Source organism: Hydrogenophaga sp. (assembly GCF_026125825.1).
Lineage (GTDB): Bacteria > Pseudomonadota > Gammaproteobacteria > Burkholderiales > Burkholderiaceae_C > Hydrogenophaga.
The window spans coordinates 160,267-179,063 of the sequence record NZ_JAHCKK010000001.1; the positions used below are offsets into that span (position 1 = coordinate 160,267).

Annotated in this window: 20 protein-coding genes and 2 tRNA genes; 15 read left to right on the forward strand and 7 right to left on the reverse strand. The window is 65.3% G+C overall.

What is annotated here, in order from left to right; genetic code table 11:
• The first annotated feature begins 16 nt into the window (after positions 1-16).
• The 5 genes from KIT86_RS00800 to KIT86_RS00820 are packed head-to-tail and all read left to right on the forward strand — an operon-like array spanning position 17 to position 3,115.
• Entirely contained in the window at positions 17-553 is a 537-nt protein-coding gene (locus tag KIT86_RS00800; RefSeq protein WP_297394056.1) for a hypothetical protein, read from the forward strand.
• 12 nt (positions 554-565) lie between these two features.
• On the forward strand, positions 566-1,447 hold the full coding sequence (locus KIT86_RS00805; protein ID WP_297394058.1) for a hypothetical protein: 882 nt from the start codon (positions 566-568) through the stop codon (positions 1,445-1,447).
• The gene (locus tag KIT86_RS00810; protein ID WP_297394059.1) at positions 1,444-1,866 is read left to right on the forward strand and encodes a hypothetical protein; all 423 of its coding nucleotides are present in this window, start codon (positions 1,444-1,446) and stop codon (positions 1,864-1,866) included. The genes KIT86_RS00805 and KIT86_RS00810 overlap by 4 nt, the downstream gene beginning before the upstream one ends.
• Positions 1,863-2,081 carry a DUF4224 domain-containing protein gene (locus KIT86_RS00815; RefSeq protein WP_297394061.1) on the forward strand — a complete coding sequence of 73 codons (219 nt, stop codon included), beginning with the start codon at positions 1,863-1,865 and terminating at the stop codon, positions 2,079-2,081. The genes KIT86_RS00810 and KIT86_RS00815 overlap by 4 nt, the downstream gene beginning before the upstream one ends.
• Positions 2,081-3,115, forward strand: a complete 1,035-nt coding sequence (locus KIT86_RS00820) for an integrase (RefSeq protein ID WP_297394063.1) — start codon at positions 2,081-2,083, stop codon at positions 3,113-3,115. The genes KIT86_RS00815 and KIT86_RS00820 overlap by 1 nt, the downstream gene beginning before the upstream one ends.
• A 79-nt stretch (positions 3,116-3,194) precedes the next feature.
• On the opposite strand, the gene KIT86_RS00825 is transcribed toward KIT86_RS00820, so the two are convergent.
• Both KIT86_RS00825 and hrcA read right to left on the reverse strand, forming a co-directional pair.
• Positions 3,195-3,271, reverse strand: a tRNA-Ile gene (locus tag KIT86_RS00825).
• A gap of 23 nt (positions 3,272-3,294) precedes the next feature.
• Positions 3,295-4,314, reverse strand: coding sequence for a heat-inducible transcriptional repressor HrcA (hrcA, locus tag KIT86_RS00830; protein WP_297394065.1), 1,020 nt, complete (start codon positions 4,312-4,314; stop codon positions 3,295-3,297).
• A gap of 100 nt (positions 4,315-4,414) precedes the next feature.
• On the opposite strand from hrcA, the gene KIT86_RS00835 reads away from it, so the two are divergent.
• From KIT86_RS00835 to rapZ, 3 genes are read left to right on the forward strand one after another with little or no spacing between them, the layout of a single operon-like run.
• Entirely contained in the window at positions 4,415-5,326 is a 912-nt protein-coding gene (locus tag KIT86_RS00835; RefSeq protein WP_297394066.1) for an NAD kinase, read from the forward strand.
• Positions 5,327-5,382: 56 nt separating this feature from the next.
• Positions 5,383-7,026 carry a DNA repair protein RecN gene (gene recN, locus KIT86_RS00840; protein ID WP_297394068.1) on the forward strand — a complete coding sequence of 548 codons (1,644 nt, stop codon included), beginning with the start codon at positions 5,383-5,385 and terminating at the stop codon, positions 7,024-7,026.
• A 17-nt stretch (positions 7,027-7,043) separates the two neighbouring features.
• The gene (gene rapZ / locus KIT86_RS00845; RefSeq protein ID WP_297394070.1) at positions 7,044-7,967 is read left to right on the forward strand and encodes an RNase adapter RapZ; all 924 of its coding nucleotides are present in this window, start codon (positions 7,044-7,046) and stop codon (positions 7,965-7,967) included.
• On the opposite strand, the gene mutY is transcribed toward rapZ, so the two are convergent.
• From mutY to mutM, 3 genes are all read right to left on the reverse strand, one after another.
• Entirely contained in the window at positions 7,964-9,058 is a 1,095-nt protein-coding gene (gene mutY, locus KIT86_RS00850; RefSeq protein ID WP_297394072.1) for an A/G-specific adenine glycosylase, read from the reverse strand. The genes rapZ and mutY overlap by 4 nt on opposite strands.
• Positions 9,055-11,001, reverse strand: coding sequence for a dynamin family protein (locus KIT86_RS00855; protein ID WP_297394073.1), 1,947 nt, complete (start codon positions 10,999-11,001; stop codon positions 9,055-9,057). Before KIT86_RS00855 ends, mutY begins: the two co-directional genes overlap by 4 nt.
• Before the next feature lie 113 nt (positions 11,002-11,114).
• Positions 11,115-11,930, reverse strand: a complete 816-nt coding sequence (gene mutM, locus KIT86_RS00860) for a bifunctional DNA-formamidopyrimidine glycosylase/DNA-(apurinic or apyrimidinic site) lyase (protein WP_297394075.1) — start codon at positions 11,928-11,930, stop codon at positions 11,115-11,117.
• A gap of 92 nt (positions 11,931-12,022) precedes the next feature.
• Between mutM and KIT86_RS00865 the strand changes: the two genes are divergently transcribed.
• The 7 genes from KIT86_RS00865 to pth all read left to right on the forward strand — a co-directional run bounded on the left by KIT86_RS00865 (position 12,023) and on the right by pth (position 17,921).
• Positions 12,023-13,798: a tetratricopeptide repeat protein gene (locus KIT86_RS00865; RefSeq protein WP_297394077.1), complete on the forward strand. Its 1,776-nt coding sequence runs from the start codon at positions 12,023-12,025 to the stop codon at positions 13,796-13,798.
• Positions 13,799-13,836: 38 nt separating this feature from the next.
• Positions 13,837-14,301 carry a lipoprotein insertase outer membrane protein LolB gene (locus tag KIT86_RS00870; RefSeq protein WP_297394079.1) on the forward strand — a complete coding sequence of 155 codons (465 nt, stop codon included), beginning with the start codon at positions 13,837-13,839 and terminating at the stop codon, positions 14,299-14,301.
• Positions 14,302-14,315: 14 nt separating this feature from the next.
• Positions 14,316-15,194: a 4-(cytidine 5'-diphospho)-2-C-methyl-D-erythritol kinase gene (gene ispE, locus KIT86_RS00875; protein ID WP_297394204.1), complete on the forward strand. Its 879-nt coding sequence runs from the start codon at positions 14,316-14,318 to the stop codon at positions 15,192-15,194.
• Between the two features lie 91 nt (positions 15,195-15,285).
• Positions 15,286-15,362: transfer RNA gene (locus KIT86_RS00880), tRNA-Gln, on the forward strand.
• 97 nt (positions 15,363-15,459) lie between these two features.
• Positions 15,460-16,434 (forward strand): ribose-phosphate pyrophosphokinase, encoded by a 975-nt coding sequence (locus tag KIT86_RS00885; RefSeq protein WP_297394081.1) that lies wholly within the window; start codon positions 15,460-15,462, stop codon positions 16,432-16,434.
• Positions 16,435-16,533: 99 nt separating this feature from the next.
• Entirely contained in the window at positions 16,534-17,166 is a 633-nt protein-coding gene (locus KIT86_RS00890) for a 50S ribosomal protein L25/general stress protein Ctc (protein WP_297394083.1), read from the forward strand.
• Between the two features lie 89 nt (positions 17,167-17,255).
• The gene (gene pth, locus KIT86_RS00895) at positions 17,256-17,921 is read left to right on the forward strand and encodes an aminoacyl-tRNA hydrolase (RefSeq protein ID WP_297394085.1); all 666 of its coding nucleotides are present in this window, start codon (positions 17,256-17,258) and stop codon (positions 17,919-17,921) included.
• Here pth and KIT86_RS00900 read toward each other — a convergent pair.
• Together KIT86_RS00900 and coaD are read right to left on the reverse strand one after the other, a co-directional pair.
• Entirely contained in the window at positions 17,870-18,169 is a 300-nt protein-coding gene (locus tag KIT86_RS00900; protein ID WP_297394087.1) for a YfhL family 4Fe-4S dicluster ferredoxin, read from the reverse strand. The two genes, pth and KIT86_RS00900, sit on opposite strands and share 52 nt — an antisense overlap.
• 88 nt (positions 18,170-18,257) lie before the next feature.
• Positions 18,258-18,776: a pantetheine-phosphate adenylyltransferase gene (gene coaD, locus KIT86_RS00905; protein WP_297394089.1), complete on the reverse strand. Its 519-nt coding sequence runs from the start codon at positions 18,774-18,776 to the stop codon at positions 18,258-18,260.
• Positions 18,777-18,797: the final 21 nt, after the last annotated feature.

Below are 18,797 nucleotides of genomic sequence, written 5' to 3' on the forward strand. Positions count from 1 at the left end.
CCAATGAAAGATCATTATGAATTCTACGACTGAGCTTTACCCAGGTGAAGGCCTGCCCTTCATCACCGTTGCTACGGATGATTCAGGCCCAATCAACTTCCTCGACGTGAGAGCCGACACCTACTGCAAGGGCCTGGACGAAGGCATGCGCGCGGCTTATCGCCTGATGTGTGCTCGCGAGAAAGGCGTTCTCACCACCCATACCGGTGAGGTTGACGACGACCTCGATGGCACCTTGCGCTACGCCATCGAGTTTGCTGCGAAGGTGCTGGGACAGGCTGGCGGTAGGGCAGACAACGAAGTCCGTGGCGCGGCGGTCGGTTTCCTTTCAGCTGTAACGCGAATGCTTGGCGATCTGGCGATGAGCGGCGCCTGGCGGACGACGATGATGAAGGATGTTGCCGACACCAACAACTTCAACCGCATTGAGTTTGAAGGGCATCTCGCGAGCAACGCCCGACTCGTGGAAGACGTGACTGCATCGGCCAACAGCTACTCGACCCACAACGCCAAGCGTGCGGTACAAGTGCGCAAAGCTGCGATCGCAGCTTGAAGGGGCCAGGCGATGAACCTACCTACTTTTGCCCCGGCTGCGCAGTCGATCACACCAGACACGCCCATCATGTTCGCCGGGCAAGCTGGCGCCACCATTGCTATGGATGCGTCCGGCGAGATCGAATCCATCACGATCATGCTGCAGAAGCTATCGCAAGACCTCGAAGACGCAGATGCCGGCTGCGCGATCAAAGCTCTAGCTATGCGGATCGATTCCCTGAACTCTCTTGTGATGTCGTACATGAGTGGTGAAGGCGAAGAACTGACCCTAACGCACTACGGTGACGAAATGTGGGGCGGTTCGCTGGGAAGGGAATACGTTAACGCCACTATCGCAAGTGAAACTGAGCATGTGGTTCACGAAGAACACAAGAGGCCCAACGAGGCAACAGGCGGACATCTGATCGGCGAAAAGCGCGCCGCAGGGACTTATGTGATACCCGAATCGCAACAGCTCGCAGGAGGTGCCTGTCTCTCGCCACGAGCACTAGCCGACATAGAAGCATTCATTTCGACCGTCGAGAGTGTGTCCGACGTCTTCCTAAATGGCTGCGGTGAGCATGATGCATGTGTGGTCAACATCCTAGATGCAGGCCAGCGCGGGTTTGCGATTGCCAAGGATGTGCAAGATTTTGACGACGCATGGCATCGCTTGGTTGAAGCCAAATCGCTCTTGCATGGAGCGATTGCATTGGCCGAAAAAAGCGAAGGAACCGCGCTGGGCGCGATGGCCCTCCTGCACACTCTGAATGCTCATGCCGATACGCTCTCGGACAAGTTCGACGGAGGGGGGGTGCACTACAAGGAGCACCAACACACAGAATGCCAAGGCGGGTCAAGGTCGGCCGTGCAAGTTCGGAAAGCCACTTCACAGATGGCGGTGGCAGCATGAGCGCTCTACCAATGGTCAAGGTCGCGCCCGGCGTGGTGAGCAGCTTCGACGGCATGCGCACCGTCTATTACGGCACCGACGAGGCCCTAATCGCGGCCGGGGTGGTTGAGCCGCACCAATTCCCCTCTCCTGCTGGCCCCAGGAAGTGCGTCATCAACCCCGATGGCTGGATCGCCCAGGCCGGCACCGTAGCGAAGCGGCCCGGGCAGATGCAGGTAATCGCCAAGGTCTCGCCGAAGGGCACCCGGTACGAGGTGCGCGTGGTCCTCGCTGATTACGACCGACAGGCTATGACAGCAGGCACGACCGGGAAGCTGCGGTCGCGCAATGGCGCCGAATCGCATGTTGAAACTCGACCGATTCGCACCCATGCATGGCCGTTCCCGGTCAGCTATGGACGGCACCTGCCACTGACATGAGTACGGGTGGATTTCTGAACAAAGAGGATGTGCGTCGGCTGGCACTAGGCCGCGCGCGTGCAGATGCGCAGGAGGCCTGGCTTAAGCAAGAGGGCATTCCATTTAAACGCCAGGGCAAAGAAATACTCGTGCTCTGGACCCACGTGCACAACTGGATTGAGGGTCGCCCGTCGCCCTCGTTCGTCGAGCCAGACTTTACGAGTCTGGAGAACTGATGCCCAAGATCACGAAATACCCTCGCCTGCGGACGCTCGTGCGCAAGGGTGCCAATGGTCAGCGATGGGTGTACTACTACTACGACATGCGGCACGAGGGAAAGGCTGACATCTCCCTTGGCAAAGACCACGCTGCAGCCCTGGCCAAGTGGGACGAGATCCACAACAAGAGGCCGCTGACCAAAGGCACCATCGAAGAGGCCTTCAAGGACTGGGAAAGCAAGATTCTCCCAAGCTACGACAACCCGGACACCCGCAAGATGTACGCGAAGGGCCTCCGCTGGCTGCGCCCGGTATTCGGTAAGTCCACCTGGGCAGCGGTGAAGCTTCCACACCTGATTCGCTATCTCAAGGGTCGAAAGGGCAAGACTCAGGCGAATCGGGAGATGTCCACCTTTCAGGTCGTATGGAGCTATGCGCGCATGCACGGCTTCACCGAGCTTCCGTGGCCCGCCGCCGGAATGGAGCGCTCTGGCTGGAAGAACAAGGAGTCGGCCCGCAGAGTCACCGTGACGGACGAGATGTTCGATGCGGTGTACGCGCAGGCTGACCAGGTGTTGAAAGACGCCATGGACCTATCCAGCGCGACCAGCATGCGGATAACTGACGTGAGAACGGTTCCGCTACCCCATGGCGACATCCTGCACCTGGAAGCGAGCAAGACCGGGAAGGAAGCCGACTTCGACGTGAGCCTGTCCGACGTGCTGCCGGAACTGCTCCGCCGCCGCAGGGCGAACAAGAAGGCCGAGCATCTGATGCTTCTGGCTGGCCCGTTCCGCCGCCCTGTCAGCTACAAACAATTGAACAAGCGGTTTGCAGAAGCCCGGGCCGCCGCAGTGGCGAAGGCGACGGCTCAAGGCAATCACGTCCTCGCAGCAGCATTGGCCAACATGATCCAACGGGACTGCCGCAAGTACGCTGCAAACCTGGCTCCGGACCTCGGGGAGGCCATGAAGCTGCTGCAACACTCGGACGAAAACACCACTAGGCGGCACTACCGCAGCAAAGTAGAGACCATTCGGCCTGTGAGGTGATCCGAATTATTGCGGAAACGATTGCGGAAGTAGTTGCGTAAACGCTACATAAAACGTAGCGCCGTACCAGCAAGGAAACTGGTAGGCCGTGTTGGACTTGAACCAACGACCAAAGGATTATGAGTCCTCTGCTCTAACCAACTGAGCTAACGGCCCGCTGGACGTGGATTGTAGGGGGCTTACTTGTGGTGACTCAGCGCGTTGCCCACCAGCTTGGCCGTGACATCGACGATCTGGATCATGCGCTCGTACGACATGCGCTGCGGGCCGATCACGCCCAGTGTGCCCACCACCTGCCCGTCGACTTCATAGGGCGCCGTCACCACGGACAGATCTTCGTACGGCACCACCTGGCTCTCGCCACCGATGTAGATGCGCACGCCGTCGGCCTGCGCCGACACGTCGAGCAAGCGGATCAGCTGGGTCTTCTGCTCGAAAAGGTCGAACATGCGGCGAAGGTTGCCCATGTCACTGGAGAACTCGCTGACCGAGAGCAGGTTGCGCTCGCCCGACACCACCACCTCGTCCTGGGCCTCGCCGGCCTCGGCCCCGATGTCCACCGCCGCCTTCATGAGATCGGCGATTTCGCCCCGCAGGGCTTCCACCTCGGTCTTGAGGCGTTCGCGCACGGCTTCCATGGTGAGCCCCGAATAATGCGCGTTGAGGAAGTTGGCCGCCTCCAGCAGCTGCGGCTGGGTGAAACTGACCTGCGTGTGGATGATGCGGTTTTGCACGTCCCCCTCGGGCGAGACGATGATCACGAGCACGCGCCGTTCAGACAGGCTGAGGAATTCGATGTGGCGGAACACCGAGGCACGCCGAGGTGCCATGACCACGCCCACGAACTGGGAGAGGTTGGACAGCATCTGCGCGGCATTGCTGATGACGCGGTGCGGCTGCCCCGCCTCGATGCCCGCAGCCCCCATGTCGCTGACCGTGGGCAGGCTTTCACGGCGCACGGTCAGCATGGTGTCCACAAAAAGGCGGTAGCCACGGGCCGTCGGGATGCGCCCTGCCGAGGTGTGCGGACTGGCAATCAGCCCGAGCTCCTCGAGATCGCTCATGACGTTGCGGATGGTGGCTGGCGACAGCTCCATGCCGGCGGCCTTGGCGAGCGTGCGAGAACCCACGGGCTGGCCGTCGGCGATGTAACGCTCGACGAGGGCTTTGAGCAACAACTTGGCGCGGTCATCCAACATGGCTTCATTCTAAGGACGGATGCCCCCGGCAGTACCGCCCATGCACAGGGTTTTATGCCATTCCGCCACAGGGAAGCTGTGTTGTAATTTCCGAATGAGCATGTCAACCGACACCCGGTCCACGACCGCCCGATGGAACCGGCCCCTGCGTTTTGCGCATGTCGTCATTGTGGGCAAGTACCACGCACCCGGTGCACGCAACGCGGTGGACGAAATCGCGCATTTCCTGCACGACGAAGGATGTGACGTTTCGCTGGAAAAGGAGACCGCCGCCAACACGGGTCTGCTCCAATATCCGGCGCTCGATGTGCCTGCCATGGGCAAGGCCTGCGATCTTGCCCTGGTGGTGGGTGGCGACGGCACCATGCTCGGCATCGGCCGCCAGCTCGCGCGCTATGGCGTGCCTTTGGTGGGCATCAACCAGGGCCGGCTGGGCTTCATCACCGATATTCCGTTCGACAGCTACCAGGAAAAGCTGCGCCCCATGCTGCGCGGCGAGTTCGAGGAAGACGCGCGAGCGCTGATGGCCGCCACAGTCTGGCGCGATGGCCGCTGCGTGTTCGAGGCCACGGCGCTCAACGACGTGGTGGTCAACCGGGGTGGCGTGGCCAGCATGATCGAGTTGCGCGTGGAGGTGGACGGCCATTTCGTGGCCAACCAGCGCGCCGACGGCCTCATCATCGCCTCGCCGACCGGTTCCACCGCCTACGCGCTGTCGGCGGGGGGCCCCCTGCTCCACCCCGGGATCGGCGGCTGGGTGATGGTCCCGATCGCGCCGCACACGCTGTCCAACCGGCCGGTGGTGATCCCGTCGCACAGCGAGATCGCGGTGGAAATCGTCTCGGGCCGCGACGCCAGCGCCAACTTCGACATGCAGACGCTCACCAGCCTGCTGCATGGCGACCGCATCGTGGTGCGACGCTCCGAACACGCGCTGCGCCTGCTGCACCCCGTGGGGTGGACCTACTTCGACACCCTGCGCAAAAAGCTGCACTGGAACGAAGGGGCCTGAAAGCCCGGTCAAAATAGCGGCCTGCCCATTCCTTCAATGCCGCGCCCCGCACACCCATGAGCCTCAGACGCATCGTTTTGCGCGACTTCGTCATCGTGCAGTCCCTCGAACTGGAGCTGGGCTCCGGCTTTGGTGTGCTCACCGGCGAAACGGGAGCGGGCAAGTCCATCCTGATCGACGCTCTTCAGCTCGCGCTCGGCGCGCGCGCGGAAAGCGGCGTGGTGCGCGAGGGGGCCGCGCGTTGCGACATCGCGGCCGAATTCGACGCCCCGGATTCGCTCGCCCCCTGGCTGGAAGAACAAGGGTTTCCCGTGGAGGACGGCCTGCTGCTGCGCCGCACCGTGGACACCGAGGGCCGCAGCCGCGCCTGGATCAACGGCAGCGCGGCCACCGTCACCCAGCTCAAGGCCCTGGCCGATGGCCTGGTGGACATTCATGGCCAGCACGCCTGGCAAAGCCTCACGCGCGCCGATGCGGTGCGCGACCTGCTCGACGCCTACGCCGGGATCGACACCGCGCCGGCGGCCCGTGCCTGGGCGCAGTGGCGCCAACGCCGCAAGGCGCTCGATGCGGCCACGGAAAAGCAGGCCACCCTGCAGCAGGAGAGCGAACGCCTTGCCTGGCAGATTGCGGAACTCGACAAGCTCAGCCCTCAGGCCGGTGAATGGGAAGAGCTCAATGCGCAGCACAGCCGTCTGGCCAATGCGCAGGGTTTGCTGGATGCGGCGCAAGTCGCCGCCAGCGCGCTGGACGAAGACGACCTCAATGCCGCCGCCCTGATCCACCGCGCCCTCTCGGCCCTGCAGGCGCAGGCCCACATCGAGCCGCAGTTCGCCAGCGCCATCGAGGCGCTGGAGGCCGCGCTGGCGCAGGTGCAGGACACCGTCCACGGCCTGCACCAGTACAGCCGCCACACCGAGCAGGATCCCGCGAGCCTGGAAGCGCTGGATCAGCGCTTGTCGCTCTGGGTTTCCCTGGCGCGTCGCTACCGGCGCACGCCGCAAGAGCTGGCCGAGGTGCACGCGCAGTGGAAGGCCGAACTTGCCCAGGTGGATCAGGCGCTGGATCTGGAGGCGCTGCAACGCGCCGAGCGCGCCGACTGGAAAACCTTCGCCACCGCCTTGCAGGCCATCAGCAAGGAACGGCAGAAGGCCGCGCCCAAGCTGTCCAAGGCCGTCACCGCCACCATGCAGACCCTGGGCATGCAAGGCGGGGTGTTCGAAGTGGCCTTGCTGCCGCTGGAGGAGCCGCAGGCCCAGGGGGCGGAACAGGTCGAATTCCGCGTTGCCGGCCACGCGGGCGCAACACCCAAGCCGGTGGGCAAAGTGGCTTCGGGCGGTGAGCTGTCTCGCTTTGCCCTGGCCATCTCGGTCGTCACCAGCCGCCTGGGCCACGCGCCCACCTTGATCTTCGACGAAGTGGACTCGGGCATCGGCGGAGCCGTGGCGCACACCGTGGGTCAGTTGCTGCGCCAACTCGGCAAGGACCGCCAGGTCCTCGCCGTGACGCACCTGCCCCAGGTGGCCGCCTGCGCAGACCACCACCTGCTTGTGAGCAAGCAGGCTGTCGGCCGCCAGACCCAGAGCACCGTGGAGCCCATCGCCACCGACGCGCGCGTGCGCGAGCTCGCCCGCATGCTCGGCGGTGGCGAACAGTCCGAAATCTCGCTGGCGCACGCCCGCGAAATGCTGGCCGTCTAAAGAGACGCGCCGTTGCCATGAACCCGATTGACGACACCCCCATCCAGCTGGTCCTGATCACCGGCATGTCCGGCTCAGGCAAGTCGGTGGCGCTCACCGCGCTCGAAGACGTGGGTTTCTATTGCGTGGACAACCTTCCGCCCGAGCTGCTGGAGTCCTTCATCGAACTGGAGCAGAGCAACCAGGCACCCCGCGTGGCGATCGCCATGGACGTGCGCAGTGCGGCCTCGCTGCCGGGCCTGCCCAAACGCCTGGCTCAATTGCAAAGACGCGCCCATCGACCGGTGCACCTCACCACGGTGTTCCTCGACGCCACGACCGACACCCTGGTGCGCCGCTTCTCTGAAACGCGCCGCCTGCACCCGCTCTCGCTCAAGCAGGCGCACGACCAGCACCGTGCACTGACGGACGCCATCGAACACGAACGCGAGCTGTTGGCCGAGTTGCGCGAGCAGGCGCTCGTGCTCGACACCAGCCTCATCCGGCCCACCCGCCTGCGCAGCCAGATCAAGGACTTGCTCGGTGCCACGCAAGCGCCTTTGACGCTGGTGTTCGAGTCCTTCGCGTTCAAGCGGGGCATCCCGATGGACGCCGACTTCGTGTTCGACGTGCGCATGCTGCCCAACCCCCACTACGAACCCGAACTCAAGCCATTGAGCGGGCTCGACGCCCCGGTGGCCGCCTACCTCGCGGCACAGCCCGAGGTGGCGCAGATGGAGGAACAGATCAGTGCTTTCCTGCGCCACTGGCTGCCGCAGATGCTGCGCGACCACCGCAGCTATGTCACGGTGGCGATCGGCTGCACGGGCGGCCAGCATCGGTCGGTGTACCTGGTCGAGCGGCTGGCCGACACCTTCGCGCCCGACTGGTTCACTCGGGCGCGCCACCGCGAAGACGACAATTGGCCGGGGCCGGCCAGCCAGGCCGCCGAACTGCGCTAGCTCAAAGTGGCGAGCAGCTGGCGCACCGGCGTCGGCAGGCCGTGCCCGGTCAAGGCCTCAGCGGCGACCCACTGACCCTGCAAATCCCCTGGGGCCTGTTCACCCGGCACATCCAGCAGCAAGGGGTGCAAACGCAACTCGCGGTGGGTCAGGCTGTGCGACACCGGTTCGAGCGGATGCAGCCGCTGGGCGAACGCGGGCGACAGCGCCGACTGCAAGGCAGCTTCATCGGTGTACACAGGCGGGCAATACAACCCGGCCCAGATGCCGGGCGCCGGTCGGCGCTCCAGCCAGAAGCTGGGCCGCCCATCGGCAACGGTGGCACGCATGACCAGCAGCCACCAGTTCTCGAAGCGGCGCGCCACGCGGCGCGTCTTCACCGGGAAGCGGGCCGTCTGGGCTGTGCCGTGCGCGACACACACCGACTGCACGGGGCAGCGCCCGCACAGCGGCTTGGTGCGCTGGCACACCGTGGCGCCCAGGTCCATCAGACCTTGCGTGTAGGCCGTCATGTCCTCGGGAGCGGGGGCGTGCGGCAGCAGCGCCTGGGCCAGCGCCCAAAGCTCGCGCTGCGGCCCGGCCTGCGCCAGATCGCCCTCAAACGCGAGCACGCGCGACAACACCCGCCGTACATTGCCGTCCAGAATGGAAATGCGCTGCCCATGGCAGAACGCCGCAATGGCCGCGGCCGTGGAGGCCCCGATTCCCGGCAAGGTCTCCAGTTGCTCGGCCGAGTCGGGAAACACACCGCGGTGGTGCTCCACGACGGCCTGTGCGCAGCGGTGCAGGTTGCGCGCCCGGCTGTAGTAGCCCAGGCCGCTCCACAGGGCCATCACGTCATCGGGCGAGGCCGCCGCCAGGGCGCGCACGTCGGGAAAGCGCTCCAGAAAGCGGGGATAGTAGGACAGCACGGTGCTGACCTGGGTCTGCTGCAGCATGACTTCCGAGAGCCACACCCGGTAGGGATCGCGGGTGTTCTGCCAGGGCAGGCCGCTGCGCCCCGAGTGACGCTGCCATTCAATGAGCCGGGGCGCAAAGCCCATGGGCAGTGCCACCCGCCCGGGATCCACCGCGATCGCCTCGGCGCTCATGCCGCGAGCGCTTCGTCGGACGGTTCTTCTTCGGGGGCGGCCAGCAGGTGCTCGGTGAGCTCGGCCAGTTTGACGTCGAGCTGGTTGAGCTCGGCCTGGTGAGCCTGCAATTCCCGGATGCGCTCGTCGAGCCCGCCCGCCGCCTGCTGAATGCGCGAGACGGCCTCGATGCGCCGGCTGAAATTGCGGCGGCGCTCGCGCAACTGTGCATCCAACTGGGCAGCGGCGGACTTGTTCCACAGCTCCACCTCATTGACCGCGGTGTCGTACACCACGCGAAGCCGGCTCATGAGTGCGCGCGCGAGGCGCTCGGCAAACTCGGGCTGCGCCAGGCGCAGCGCGTTGCCCAGGCTGAGGTACTGCAGATGGCTCTTCTCGATCAGGTCGAGGTCCTTCACGTACTGCGCCAAGCGCGGCGGGGTGGGGGCCTGCAACGAGAAGCCGTATTCGGCGTTGAGGTTCTTGAAGCTGCCTTCCAGCATGGACTGGATGTCACCTGCCATGCGGTCGGCCTTGCCCATGTCGGCGCGCAGGCGGTCGAAGGTGTGGTCGTAGGCGCGGCGCACGCCCAGCTTGATGCCCGGCTGCTTCAAGGTCTTGCCCAGCGTGGACACCTCGGCCTTGAGATGGGACGAGCTGAGCATGGCGAACAAGTCCTTGAGCAGGCGCAAGTGCACCGAGCGCACGGCCTGGATCTTGGCGCCGCTCGCATCGAAGTCGGCCTGCTCCTGCTCGATGCGCAGGCGCATCTGCTTGATCACGCCGGTGTTCTTGCCACGCAAGCCTTCGAGTTCCTGGATCTGCTCGACCAGATCGCGTGCGCGGGTGTGCACCATGCGGCCGGTTTCGGTGCGCAGGGCCTGGATCCCGTTGGCCACGGCCGCGCCGAGGATTTTGCGCCGCTGGCCCAGGAGGTCCACGCCCAGGGCGGTCTCCAGTTCCATCAGGTTGCTGGCCGCCAGCAGTTTCTTGTCGCGGTGCACCTTGGCCAGCAGGCCCTTCTGCGCCGACACCGCCAGCACCTGGCGCGGCGACAGCCCGAGAATCTCGGCCGAATCGGTGCGCTGCGATGCGATCTGCAGCTGCACCTGCTCGGGCGAACTCAGCGCGTCCCACATGGTGTCGATCTTGTTGAGCACCACCAGCCGGGACTCGCGCCCCTCGCCCAGCACGGCCAGGTGCTGGCGCCAGATGGTCAGGTCCGATTTGGTTACACCGGTATCGGCCGCCAGGATGAACACCACCGCATGCGCCTGCGGCAACAGGCTCACCGTGAGCTCAGGCTCGGCCCCGATGGCGTTGAGACCCGGGGTGTCTAGGATCACCAGGCCTTGCTTGAGCAAGGGGTGCGCCATGTTGATCAGGGCATGCCGCCATTTCGGCACCTCGATCAAGCCGTCCGGGCCTGGCAAGGGGTTGTCTTCGGGCACCTCGTCGTGCCAGAACCCGAGCGCCGCAGCTTCGGCCTGCGTCACGCGGCGCACCTCGGCCACCTTCTGGATCGCGCGCGCCAGTTGCTTGGGGTCGTTCACGTCCAGGTCGACCCGTTCCCACTTTTCCAGCGCACTGCGCCAGTCCAACAGCGATTGCGGCTGCAGGCGGGTCTCGATCGGCAGCAGGCGCAGGCACGGGGGCACCTCCGCGTCATAGCCGAGCTCGGTGGGGCACATGGTGGTGCGACCCGCGCTGGCGGGCATGATGCGGCGGCCATACCCGGCGAAGAACACCGCGTTGATCAACTCGGATTTGCCGCGCGAGAACTCGGCCACGAAGGCCACCATGATCTTGTCGTTCTTGACCTGCGCATGCAACTGGTCGAGGCGCTCGCGCACGCCAGACTCCATGAGGTCGTGGTCGGTCAGCCATTCGGACAGCAACTTCAGGCGCAAGGCAAACTGCTTGCGCCACACACCGTGCTGATCGAATTCCTGATTGAAGCTCATGGGCCTTGTGTCTCTGTCAATGGATCAATATAGCATCGGCACACAGGAGAAAGCTGACCGGTCGCAAAGACCGACAGCCGGGCGCCCAGGCATCCCACCGCACCGCCGGCACGTCACTTTCTCTGGCACGCGGGACAGAAAAATGTCGACCGCTGGCCCTGTCGCATCGCCTTGACCGGCGCCCCGCAGACCCGGCAGGGCTGGCCCTCGCGGCCATACACCATGGCATCGAGCTGGAAGTAGCCACTCTGCCCTTCGGCACTGGAGAAATCGCGAAGGGTGCTGCCTCCGAGCGCCACCGCTCGCTGCAGCACCGACACGATGGCCGCGTGCAGCCGCGCAGCGCGGGGCTTGCTCAGGCGATCGGCGCGCAGTGCAGGGTGGATGCCCGACATGAACAGCGCCTCCGACGCATAGATGTTGCCAACGCCCACGACGATATCGCCCGCCAACAACACCTGCTTGATCGCAGAGCGCCGAAGCTTCAAAGCCCGGTGAAAGCTCAGGGCGTCGAAGCCGACTTCCAGGGGCTCCACGCCCAGACCGCCCAGCAGCTTCATCGCCCGCGCATCCTCCAGCGACGGGGCATAGACCACGGCACCGAAGCGGCGCGGGTCGTGCAGGCGCAGCACCCCCTGGCTGGTCGATAGCTCGAAGTGATCGTGCACGCCTCGGGGAGGAAGGCTGGAGGCAAACTGCAGGCTGCCCGACATGCCGAGGTGCAACAGCAGCACCCCCTCGTCCAGGTGCACCAGCAGGTACTTGCCACGCCGCGCCACCGAGCGCACCTGCCGCCCGGCCAGACTCGAAGGCTCGCAGCCCAGCGGCCAGCGCAGCGGCTTGCCCAGGGAGAGCGCACGCACCTGCGCACCCGCGATGCGGTCGGCAAAGCTGCGGCGGGTGACTTCGACTTCGGGCAATTCAGGCATGTCGGGTGGTTTTTCTTCAGGGAGCCGGAACGCCGGTGCGGTCTTGGGGTCACACCCCCGTGCCCCTGAACCCTTCCCATTATCATGACCCGATGAACACCTTGCACCGCACCGCAACCCTGGTTCTCTTGGGCTTGGCTTTTGGCGCGGCCGCGCAGCCTGCACCACCGGCCGCGCCGCCCGCGGCCGCCGTCCAGCCACCGGCCAGCGGACCGGCGGTGGTCAATTCGGCCCTCAATGCGCCCCTCTTCTACCAGCTGCTGCTGGGCGAGCTGAATGTCAGCGCGGGCGAACCGGGCACGGGCTACTCCCTCATTCTCGACGCGGCCAGGCGCCAGAAGGACCCGGAGCTGTACCGGCGCGCGGTCGATGTGGCTTTGCAGGCCCGTTCCGGTGAAGCCGCGCTGACGGCAGCGCGCGCCTGGGCCCAGGAAATCCCGAACAGCTCCGAAGCCAACCGTTTCGTGCTGCAGATCCTGCTGGCGCTCAACCGCGTGGGCGAAACCGGGCCGGTGCTGCAGGCCATCCTTCAAGCCAGCCCGGTGATCGAGCGCAACGACACCATCAACGCCATCCCGCAAACCTTCGGGCGCATTGCCGACAAGGCCCTGGCCGCGACCGTGGTGCGCGAGGCCCTGGCACCGTCGCTCAAGCAGCCCTTCCATGCCGCGGCGGCCTGGACCACCGTGGGCCGCATGGAGCTGGCGCAGGACCAGTTGCCCCAGGCCCTGGCGGCGGCGCGCGAAGGCCACGCGATCGACGCCGCCTCGCCCTACCCGGCATTGCTCGCGCTGGAATTGATGGAGCGCGGACAAAACGACGCCGAGGCCATCGTGCGGCAACAGCTGCAGGCCGGCCACGCCACCTCAGCGGGCGACACGGCCGTGGCACTCGCTTATGCCCGCATCCTGTTGGACCTGCAGCGCAACAGCGAAGCGCGCGCGCAACTCGAAGCCCTGACCTCGCGCCAACCCGATCAGGCCGAGCCCTGGCTGCTCCTGGCCTCGCTGCAGGCGCAAGACAACGCGTTGGCGCCCGCCACGGCGTCACTGCAAAAGTACATGGCGCTGGCGCGGCAGTCCGGCGATGAACGCACGATGCGAGGCCTGACGCAGGCCTACCTGCTGATGGCACAGATCGCGGAAAAGCAGAACGACTTTCCCGCCGCCAACGCCTGGCTGGACCGCATCGAGAACGCCGACGACATCATGGCCGCCCAGATGCGGCGCGCTTCGCTGCTGGCCCGGCAGGGGCAGCTGCCCCAGGCCCGCGCACTGTTGCGCGGGCAGCCCGAGCGCCGGCCCGAGGACGCGCGCCTCAAACTGGTCGCGGAAGCGCAGTTGCTCCGCGACTTCAAGGCCTATCAGCAGTCCTACGAGGTCTACAACGAGGCCGCCACCCGCTTCCCCGAGGACACCGACCTGATCTACGACCAGGCCATGATGGCCGAGAAGGCCGGGAAGCTGGCCGATATGGAGCGCCTGCTGCGCCAGCTCATCGCCCTCAAGCCGGACTACCACCACGCCTACAACGCCCTGGGCTACTCGCTGGCCGAGCGCAACATGCGCCTGCCGGAGGCCAAACAGCTGATCGAGAAAGCGGTCTCGCTCGCGCCGGGGGATGCCTACATACAGGACAGCCTGGGGTGGGTCGAGTTCCGCATGGGCAACAACGCGCGCGCGCTGGCGATCCTTCAGGCAGCCTACGGCAAGCGACCGGACCCTGAAATCGCGGCCCACCTGGGTGAAGTGCTGTGGGTGCAGGGCCAGCGCGAGCAAGCCTTGAAAATCTGGCGCGAAGGCCTGCTTCTCGCGGCCGACAACGAAACCCTGCAGGCCACCCTCAAACGCCTGCAAGTCAAACCATGACCATGCAGGCACTCCGGTGGCCCCGTTTGCAGGGGCGCATGGCTGTGTGGGCAGTGGCCGCCCTGCTCTCGGCTTGCGCCACACCACCGCGATCGGCACTGCCAGGCGAAGCGGTGTGGAGCGGCCGCCTGTCCCTCCAGGTCGACAGCGCGCCCCCGCAGTCGTTTTCCGCTGCGTTCGACCTGCGCGGAGCCCCGGCCGAAGGCGAGCTGCAACTCACTTCGCCGCTGGGCAACACCCTGGCAACCGTGGTGTGGACACCGCGCAGCGCCGAATTGCGTCAGGGAGGCCAGGTCACCCGGCGCGGCAACCTGGACGAGCTCACCACCGAACTCAGCGGCACGGCGGTGCCCGTCGCGGCGCTGTTCGGCTGGCTGCGCGGCGAGCAGGGCGATGTGCCGGGCTGGCAGGCCGATCTGTCCCGACAGGCCGAAGGCCGCATCACAGCACGCCGTGCCACCCCCTTGCCCACCGCCGAACTGCGCGTCGTCTTCCAGCCATGACCTTCCACGCCCCCGTGCAGCGATTGCTGGACGTGCCTGCGCCCGCCAAACTCAACCTCTTTCTGCACATCAACGGCCGGCGGGCCGACGGCTACCACCTGTTGCAGTCGATCTTCATGCTGGTGGACTGGTGCGACCGCCTGCATTTCGAGCGCCGGGCCGATGGCGCGATCAGCCGCGAAGACCTCACACCCGGGCACCTGCCGGCCGACGACCTGACGGTGCGGGCCGCCCGGGCCTTGCAACAGGCAACCGGCTGCCGTCAGGGTGTGCACATCGGCCTGGAAAAGCGGCTGCCCGCCGAGGCGGGCATGGGAGGGGGCTCATCGGACGCGGCCACCACGTTGCTGGCCCTGAACCGCCTCTGGGGCCTGGGACTGAATCGATCGCAACTGGCGGCGATCGGCCTGCAACTGGGTGCGGACGTGCCGTTCTTCATCGGCGGGCGCAACGCCTGGGTGGAGGGCGTGGGCGAGCAACTGACCCCGGTGGCGCTGCCGCCTGCTCGCTTCATCGTGGTCAAGCCCCCCTCGGGGGCCTCCACGCAACGCATTTTTGGCTCGCCCGATCTCAAACGCGACACAAAAACTGCTACAATCCAAGGCTTTGCTGCAAATGACTCGCGAGAAGTCGCGGTGATCGATCTCCAGAAGGTTCTGGCCGTCGGACACAACGATCTTCAACCCGTGGCACAGGCGCTCTGTCCCGATGTGGGGCATTGCATTCGATGGCTCGACAGCCATGGACTGCAAGGGCGAATGACCGGATCGGGAACCGCGGTGTTTGCAGAGCTGCCGCAGACAGTGAACCTGGCAGACGCCCCTGGCGACTGGATGGTTCGAGAATGCGGCAACATGGATGCACATCCATTGCTCGACTGGTGCACCGATTAGAATCGGCAGCGCACAGCCCAGGCAGTGGTTGCGCAACCTGCGACGTTTTTTGGTTGGTTGTCCGGCATCACGCCGAACCATCGACCTGCGTAGGGGAGTCGCCAAGTTGGTAAAGGCACTGGATTTTGATTCCAGCATGCGAGGGTTCGAGTCCTTCCTCCCCTGCCACCCTGTTTCAACACATCGAGCACCGGAACGGCCACCCCCGGGTGGCCTTTTTTGACGGCGGCCCCCAGGGTCCGTCGTTCAGACAGCTGGGAACACCATGCAAGTTCAACCCCCGGATTTCATGATCTTCACCGGCAACGCCAATCCGGTGTTGGCCTCCGAAATCGCCCAACACCTGGGCACCCAACTCGGCGCGGCCAATGTAGGCCGCTTCTCCGACGGTGAGGTCACGGTCGAGATCACGCAAAACGTGCGCGCGCGCCACGTGTTCGTGATCCAGTCCACCTGCTCGCCGACCAATGAAAACCTGATGGAGTTGCTCATCATGGTCGACGCGCTCAAGCGCGCTTCGGCCGAGCGCATCTCCGCCGTCATCCCCTACTTCGGCTACGCCCGCCAGGACCGCCGTCCGCGCTCGGCCCGTGTGCCGATCTCGGCCAAGGTCGTGGCCAACCTGCTGCAGACCGTGGGCGTGAGCCGCGTGCTCACCATGGATCTTCACGCCGACCAGATCCAGGGCTTCTTCGACATTCCGGTCGACAACATCTACGCGTCGCCCGTCCTGCTGGGCGACCTGCGCCAGAAGAACTACCCCGACGTGCTCATCGTCTCGCCCGACGTGGGCGGCGTGGTGCGAGCCCGTGCGCTGGCCAAGCAGCTCAACTGCGACATGGCCATCATCGACAAGCGCCGCCCCAAGGCCAACGTGTCGGAAGTGATGCACGTCATCGGCGACATCGAAGGCCGCAACTGCGTGATCATGGACGACATGATCGACACCGCCGGCACGCTGGTCAAAGCCGCCGAGGTGCTCAAGGAGCGCGGCGCCAAGAACGTGTATGCGTACTGCACGCACCCGATCTTCTCGGGCCCGGCCATCGAACGCATCGCCAAGGGCAATGCCCTGGACGAGGTGGTGGTGACGAACACCATTCCTCTCTCGCAGGCCGCGCAGGCCTGCTCCAAGATTCGCCAGCTCTCCGTGGCTCCGCTGATGGCCGAGACCATCGCGCGCATCGCCTCGGGTGAGTCGGTCATGAGTTTGTTTGCCGATCAGGACAACCTCTTTTGAGGGACTGAAGGCAGCAAGAAGCGGGTCGTCTCCATGGTGGGGGCGGCTCTTTTGAAACAGAGGCGTTCTGGTCGCGGAACCCCTCCACAGGAGTCAGTCATGCAATTTGTCGCTTTTGAGCGCGCCAAGCAGGGTACGGGTGCGAGCCGCCGTCTGCGCAACACCGGTCGCGCGCCCGGTATCGTTTTCGGCGGTGACACGCCCGCCGCCACGATCGAACTCGATCACAACGCCCTGTGGCACGCCCTGAAAAAGGAAGCGTTCCACTCGTCCATCCTCGACATGGAACTCGCCGGCAAGGTGCAGAAGGTTCTGCTGCGCGATGTGCAGTACCACCCGTACAAGCCGCAAGTGCTGCACGTGGACTTCCAGCGCGTGGACGACAAGACCCGCCTGCGCAAGAAGGTGCCGCTGCACTTCGTGAACGCCGAGAACTCGCCTGCGGTCAAGACCGACAAGTGCGTGATCAGCCACGTGCTCAACGACATCGAAATCGAGTGCCTGGCCACCCAGCTGCCCGAGTTCATTGAAGTGGACCTGGGTGAAGTCACCAAGGGTGCCACCGTGCACACCGGCGACATCAAGCTGGCCAAGGGCGTCAAGCTCGTCACGCACGGCCGCAAGAACATCACCGTGGCCACCGTGGTGGAACCGGTGGAAGAAGTGGTTGCCGCCCCAGTGGCCGCACCTGCCGACGACAAGAAGGCCGCCAAGGGCAAGGGCAAGAAGTAAGCCGTCCGCAGACGCTTTCCTGCCTGAAACGGCCCGCCTCGGCGGGCCGTTTTGTTTTGGGGCGCACCCAACTGTCGATAATCCCGCTCATGATCAAACTCATTGCCGGTCTGGGCAATCCCGGACCGGAGTACGAACACACACGCCACAATGCCGGCTTCTGGTGGGTGGACGAGGCCGCTCGCCTGCTCAAAGTGTCCCTGGCGATGGAGCGCGGGTATTTCGGCCTCGTGGCGCGCGCCAACGTCGGTGGCCACAGCCTCTGGCTGGTGGAGCCGCAGACCTTCATGAATCTCTCTGGCAAGTCGGTGGCCTCGGTGGCGCGATTCTTCAAGATCGCGCCCGAAGAGGTGTTGGTGGTGCACGACGAACTGGACCTGCCGCCTGGTGAGGCCAAGCTCAAGAAAGGCGGCGGACACGCAGGCCACAACGGCCTGCGCGACATCCACGCGCAACTCGGCAGCGCCGACTACTGGCGCCTGCGGGTGGGCATCGGACACCCGGGCAACAAGAACGAGGTGGCCAACTGGGTGCTGAAGAAGCCGTCACCCGACGACCGCATCGCGATCGCGCAGGCGCTGGACCGCTCCCTCAAAGCCTTGCCGCAATTGATCGCCGGCGAAATGGACAAGGCCACGGCCCTGATCCACACCAGCAAGCCGCCGCGGCCCAAGCCACCTCGGCCGGCCAGCACACCAGCCCCTCAGGCCGAGGCGGGTGGCGGGGTCGTGTCACCGGCGGCCGACAAGGGCTGACCGGCTTTTTGCAGGCGCTGGTACTTCTCCCAGAGCGTCTCGCGCGACTCGACGTGGTCCGGGTTGATCGGGATGCAATTCACCGGGCAGACCTGCACGCACTGCGGCTCGTCGAAATGCCCCACGCACTCGGTGCAGCGCGCCGGGTCGATTTCGTAGAAGTCTTCGCCCATGAAGATGGCCTGGTTCGGGCACTCGGGCTCGCACACATCGCAGTTGATGCATTCGTCGGTGATCAGCAGGGCCATGGTCAGGCTGCGGCGCAGGGCCGCTCCAGGCAAGAACGCCCCCCCGCAGGGAGCGGCGAAACGAAGTGAGAAACGTGGCGGCTCATGCCTATGCCTGCAGGGGCTTGGGCGCCAGCCGCGCGGCGACCGCGCCGCTCACCATTTGCGACACATCACCGCCCAGTTGGGAGATCTCGCGCACCAGCGTGCTCGAAATGCATTGCAACTCGGCCTGCGGCAGCAGAAACACCGTCTCCACCGCCGCGTTGAGCTTTCGGTTCATCGCCGCCATCTGGGCTTCGTAGTCGAAGTCGGTGAGGTTGCGGATGCCGCGCACCACGGCCGTCGCGCCATGCTGCCGGCAGAAGTCCATGATCAGGCCCTCGAACGGCAGCACCCGCACCCGCCCCGGCATGCGGGAGGCGACCTCGGCGGCCATGTCCAGCCGCTCCTGCAGCGTGAACCGGGTCTTCTTGTGGTGCGCGATGGCCACCGCAATGACCACCTCGTCGAACAGCAGTGCCGCACGGCGCGCCACGTCCTCATGGCCCAGGGTGATGGGATCGAAGGTACCGCTGTAGACCGCCACGCGGCCACCAGCGCCGGTTGGAGCAAGGGCTGAACTCATCGGGAAGATTATGCGCGAGGG

Excerpts from the sequence above, each read along its gene's own strand:
- KIT86_RS00800 (WP_297394056.1), top strand. The coding sequence starts at position 17 with ATGAATTCTACGACTGAGCTTTACCCAGGTGAAGGCCTGCCCTTCATC.
- KIT86_RS00900 (WP_297394087.1), bottom strand. The coding sequence starts at position 18,169 with ATGGCCCTGCTGATCACCGACGAATGCATCAACTGCGATGTGTGCGAG.
- recN (WP_297394068.1), top strand. The coding sequence starts at position 5,383 with ATGAGCCTCAGACGCATCGTTTTGCGCGACTTCGTCATCGTGCAGTCC.
- mutY (WP_297394072.1), bottom strand. The coding sequence starts at position 9,058 with ATGAGCGCCGAGGCGATCGCGGTGGATCCCGGGCGGGTGGCACTGCCC.
- KIT86_RS00865 (WP_297394077.1), top strand. The coding sequence starts at position 12,023 with ATGAACACCTTGCACCGCACCGCAACCCTGGTTCTCTTGGGCTTGGCT.
- KIT86_RS00890 (WP_297394083.1), top strand. The coding sequence starts at position 16,534 with ATGCAATTTGTCGCTTTTGAGCGCGCCAAGCAGGGTACGGGTGCGAGC.
- KIT86_RS00810 (WP_297394059.1), top strand. The coding sequence starts at position 1,444 with ATGAGCGCTCTACCAATGGTCAAGGTCGCGCCCGGCGTGGTGAGCAGC.
- KIT86_RS00820 (WP_297394063.1), top strand. The coding sequence starts at position 2,081 with ATGCCCAAGATCACGAAATACCCTCGCCTGCGGACGCTCGTGCGCAAG.
- coaD (WP_297394089.1), bottom strand. The coding sequence starts at position 18,776 with ATGAGTTCAGCCCTTGCTCCAACCGGCGCTGGTGGCCGCGTGGCGGTC.
- KIT86_RS00870 (WP_297394079.1), top strand. The coding sequence starts at position 13,837 with ATGGCTGTGTGGGCAGTGGCCGCCCTGCTCTCGGCTTGCGCCACACCA.
- KIT86_RS00885 (WP_297394081.1), top strand. The coding sequence starts at position 15,460 with ATGCAAGTTCAACCCCCGGATTTCATGATCTTCACCGGCAACGCCAAT.
- KIT86_RS00855 (WP_297394073.1), bottom strand. The coding sequence starts at position 11,001 with ATGAGCTTCAATCAGGAATTCGATCAGCACGGTGTGTGGCGCAAGCAG.
- KIT86_RS00805 (WP_297394058.1), top strand. The coding sequence starts at position 566 with ATGAACCTACCTACTTTTGCCCCGGCTGCGCAGTCGATCACACCAGAC.
- KIT86_RS00815 (WP_297394061.1), top strand. The coding sequence starts at position 1,863 with ATGAGTACGGGTGGATTTCTGAACAAAGAGGATGTGCGTCGGCTGGCA.
- hrcA (WP_297394065.1), bottom strand. The coding sequence starts at position 4,314 with ATGTTGGATGACCGCGCCAAGTTGTTGCTCAAAGCCCTCGTCGAGCGT.
- rapZ (WP_297394070.1), top strand. The coding sequence starts at position 7,044 with ATGAACCCGATTGACGACACCCCCATCCAGCTGGTCCTGATCACCGGC.
- pth (WP_297394085.1), top strand. The coding sequence starts at position 17,256 with ATGATCAAACTCATTGCCGGTCTGGGCAATCCCGGACCGGAGTACGAA.
- KIT86_RS00835 (WP_297394066.1), top strand. The coding sequence starts at position 4,415 with ATGTCAACCGACACCCGGTCCACGACCGCCCGATGGAACCGGCCCCTG.
- mutM (WP_297394075.1), bottom strand. The coding sequence starts at position 11,930 with ATGCCTGAATTGCCCGAAGTCGAAGTCACCCGCCGCAGCTTTGCCGAC.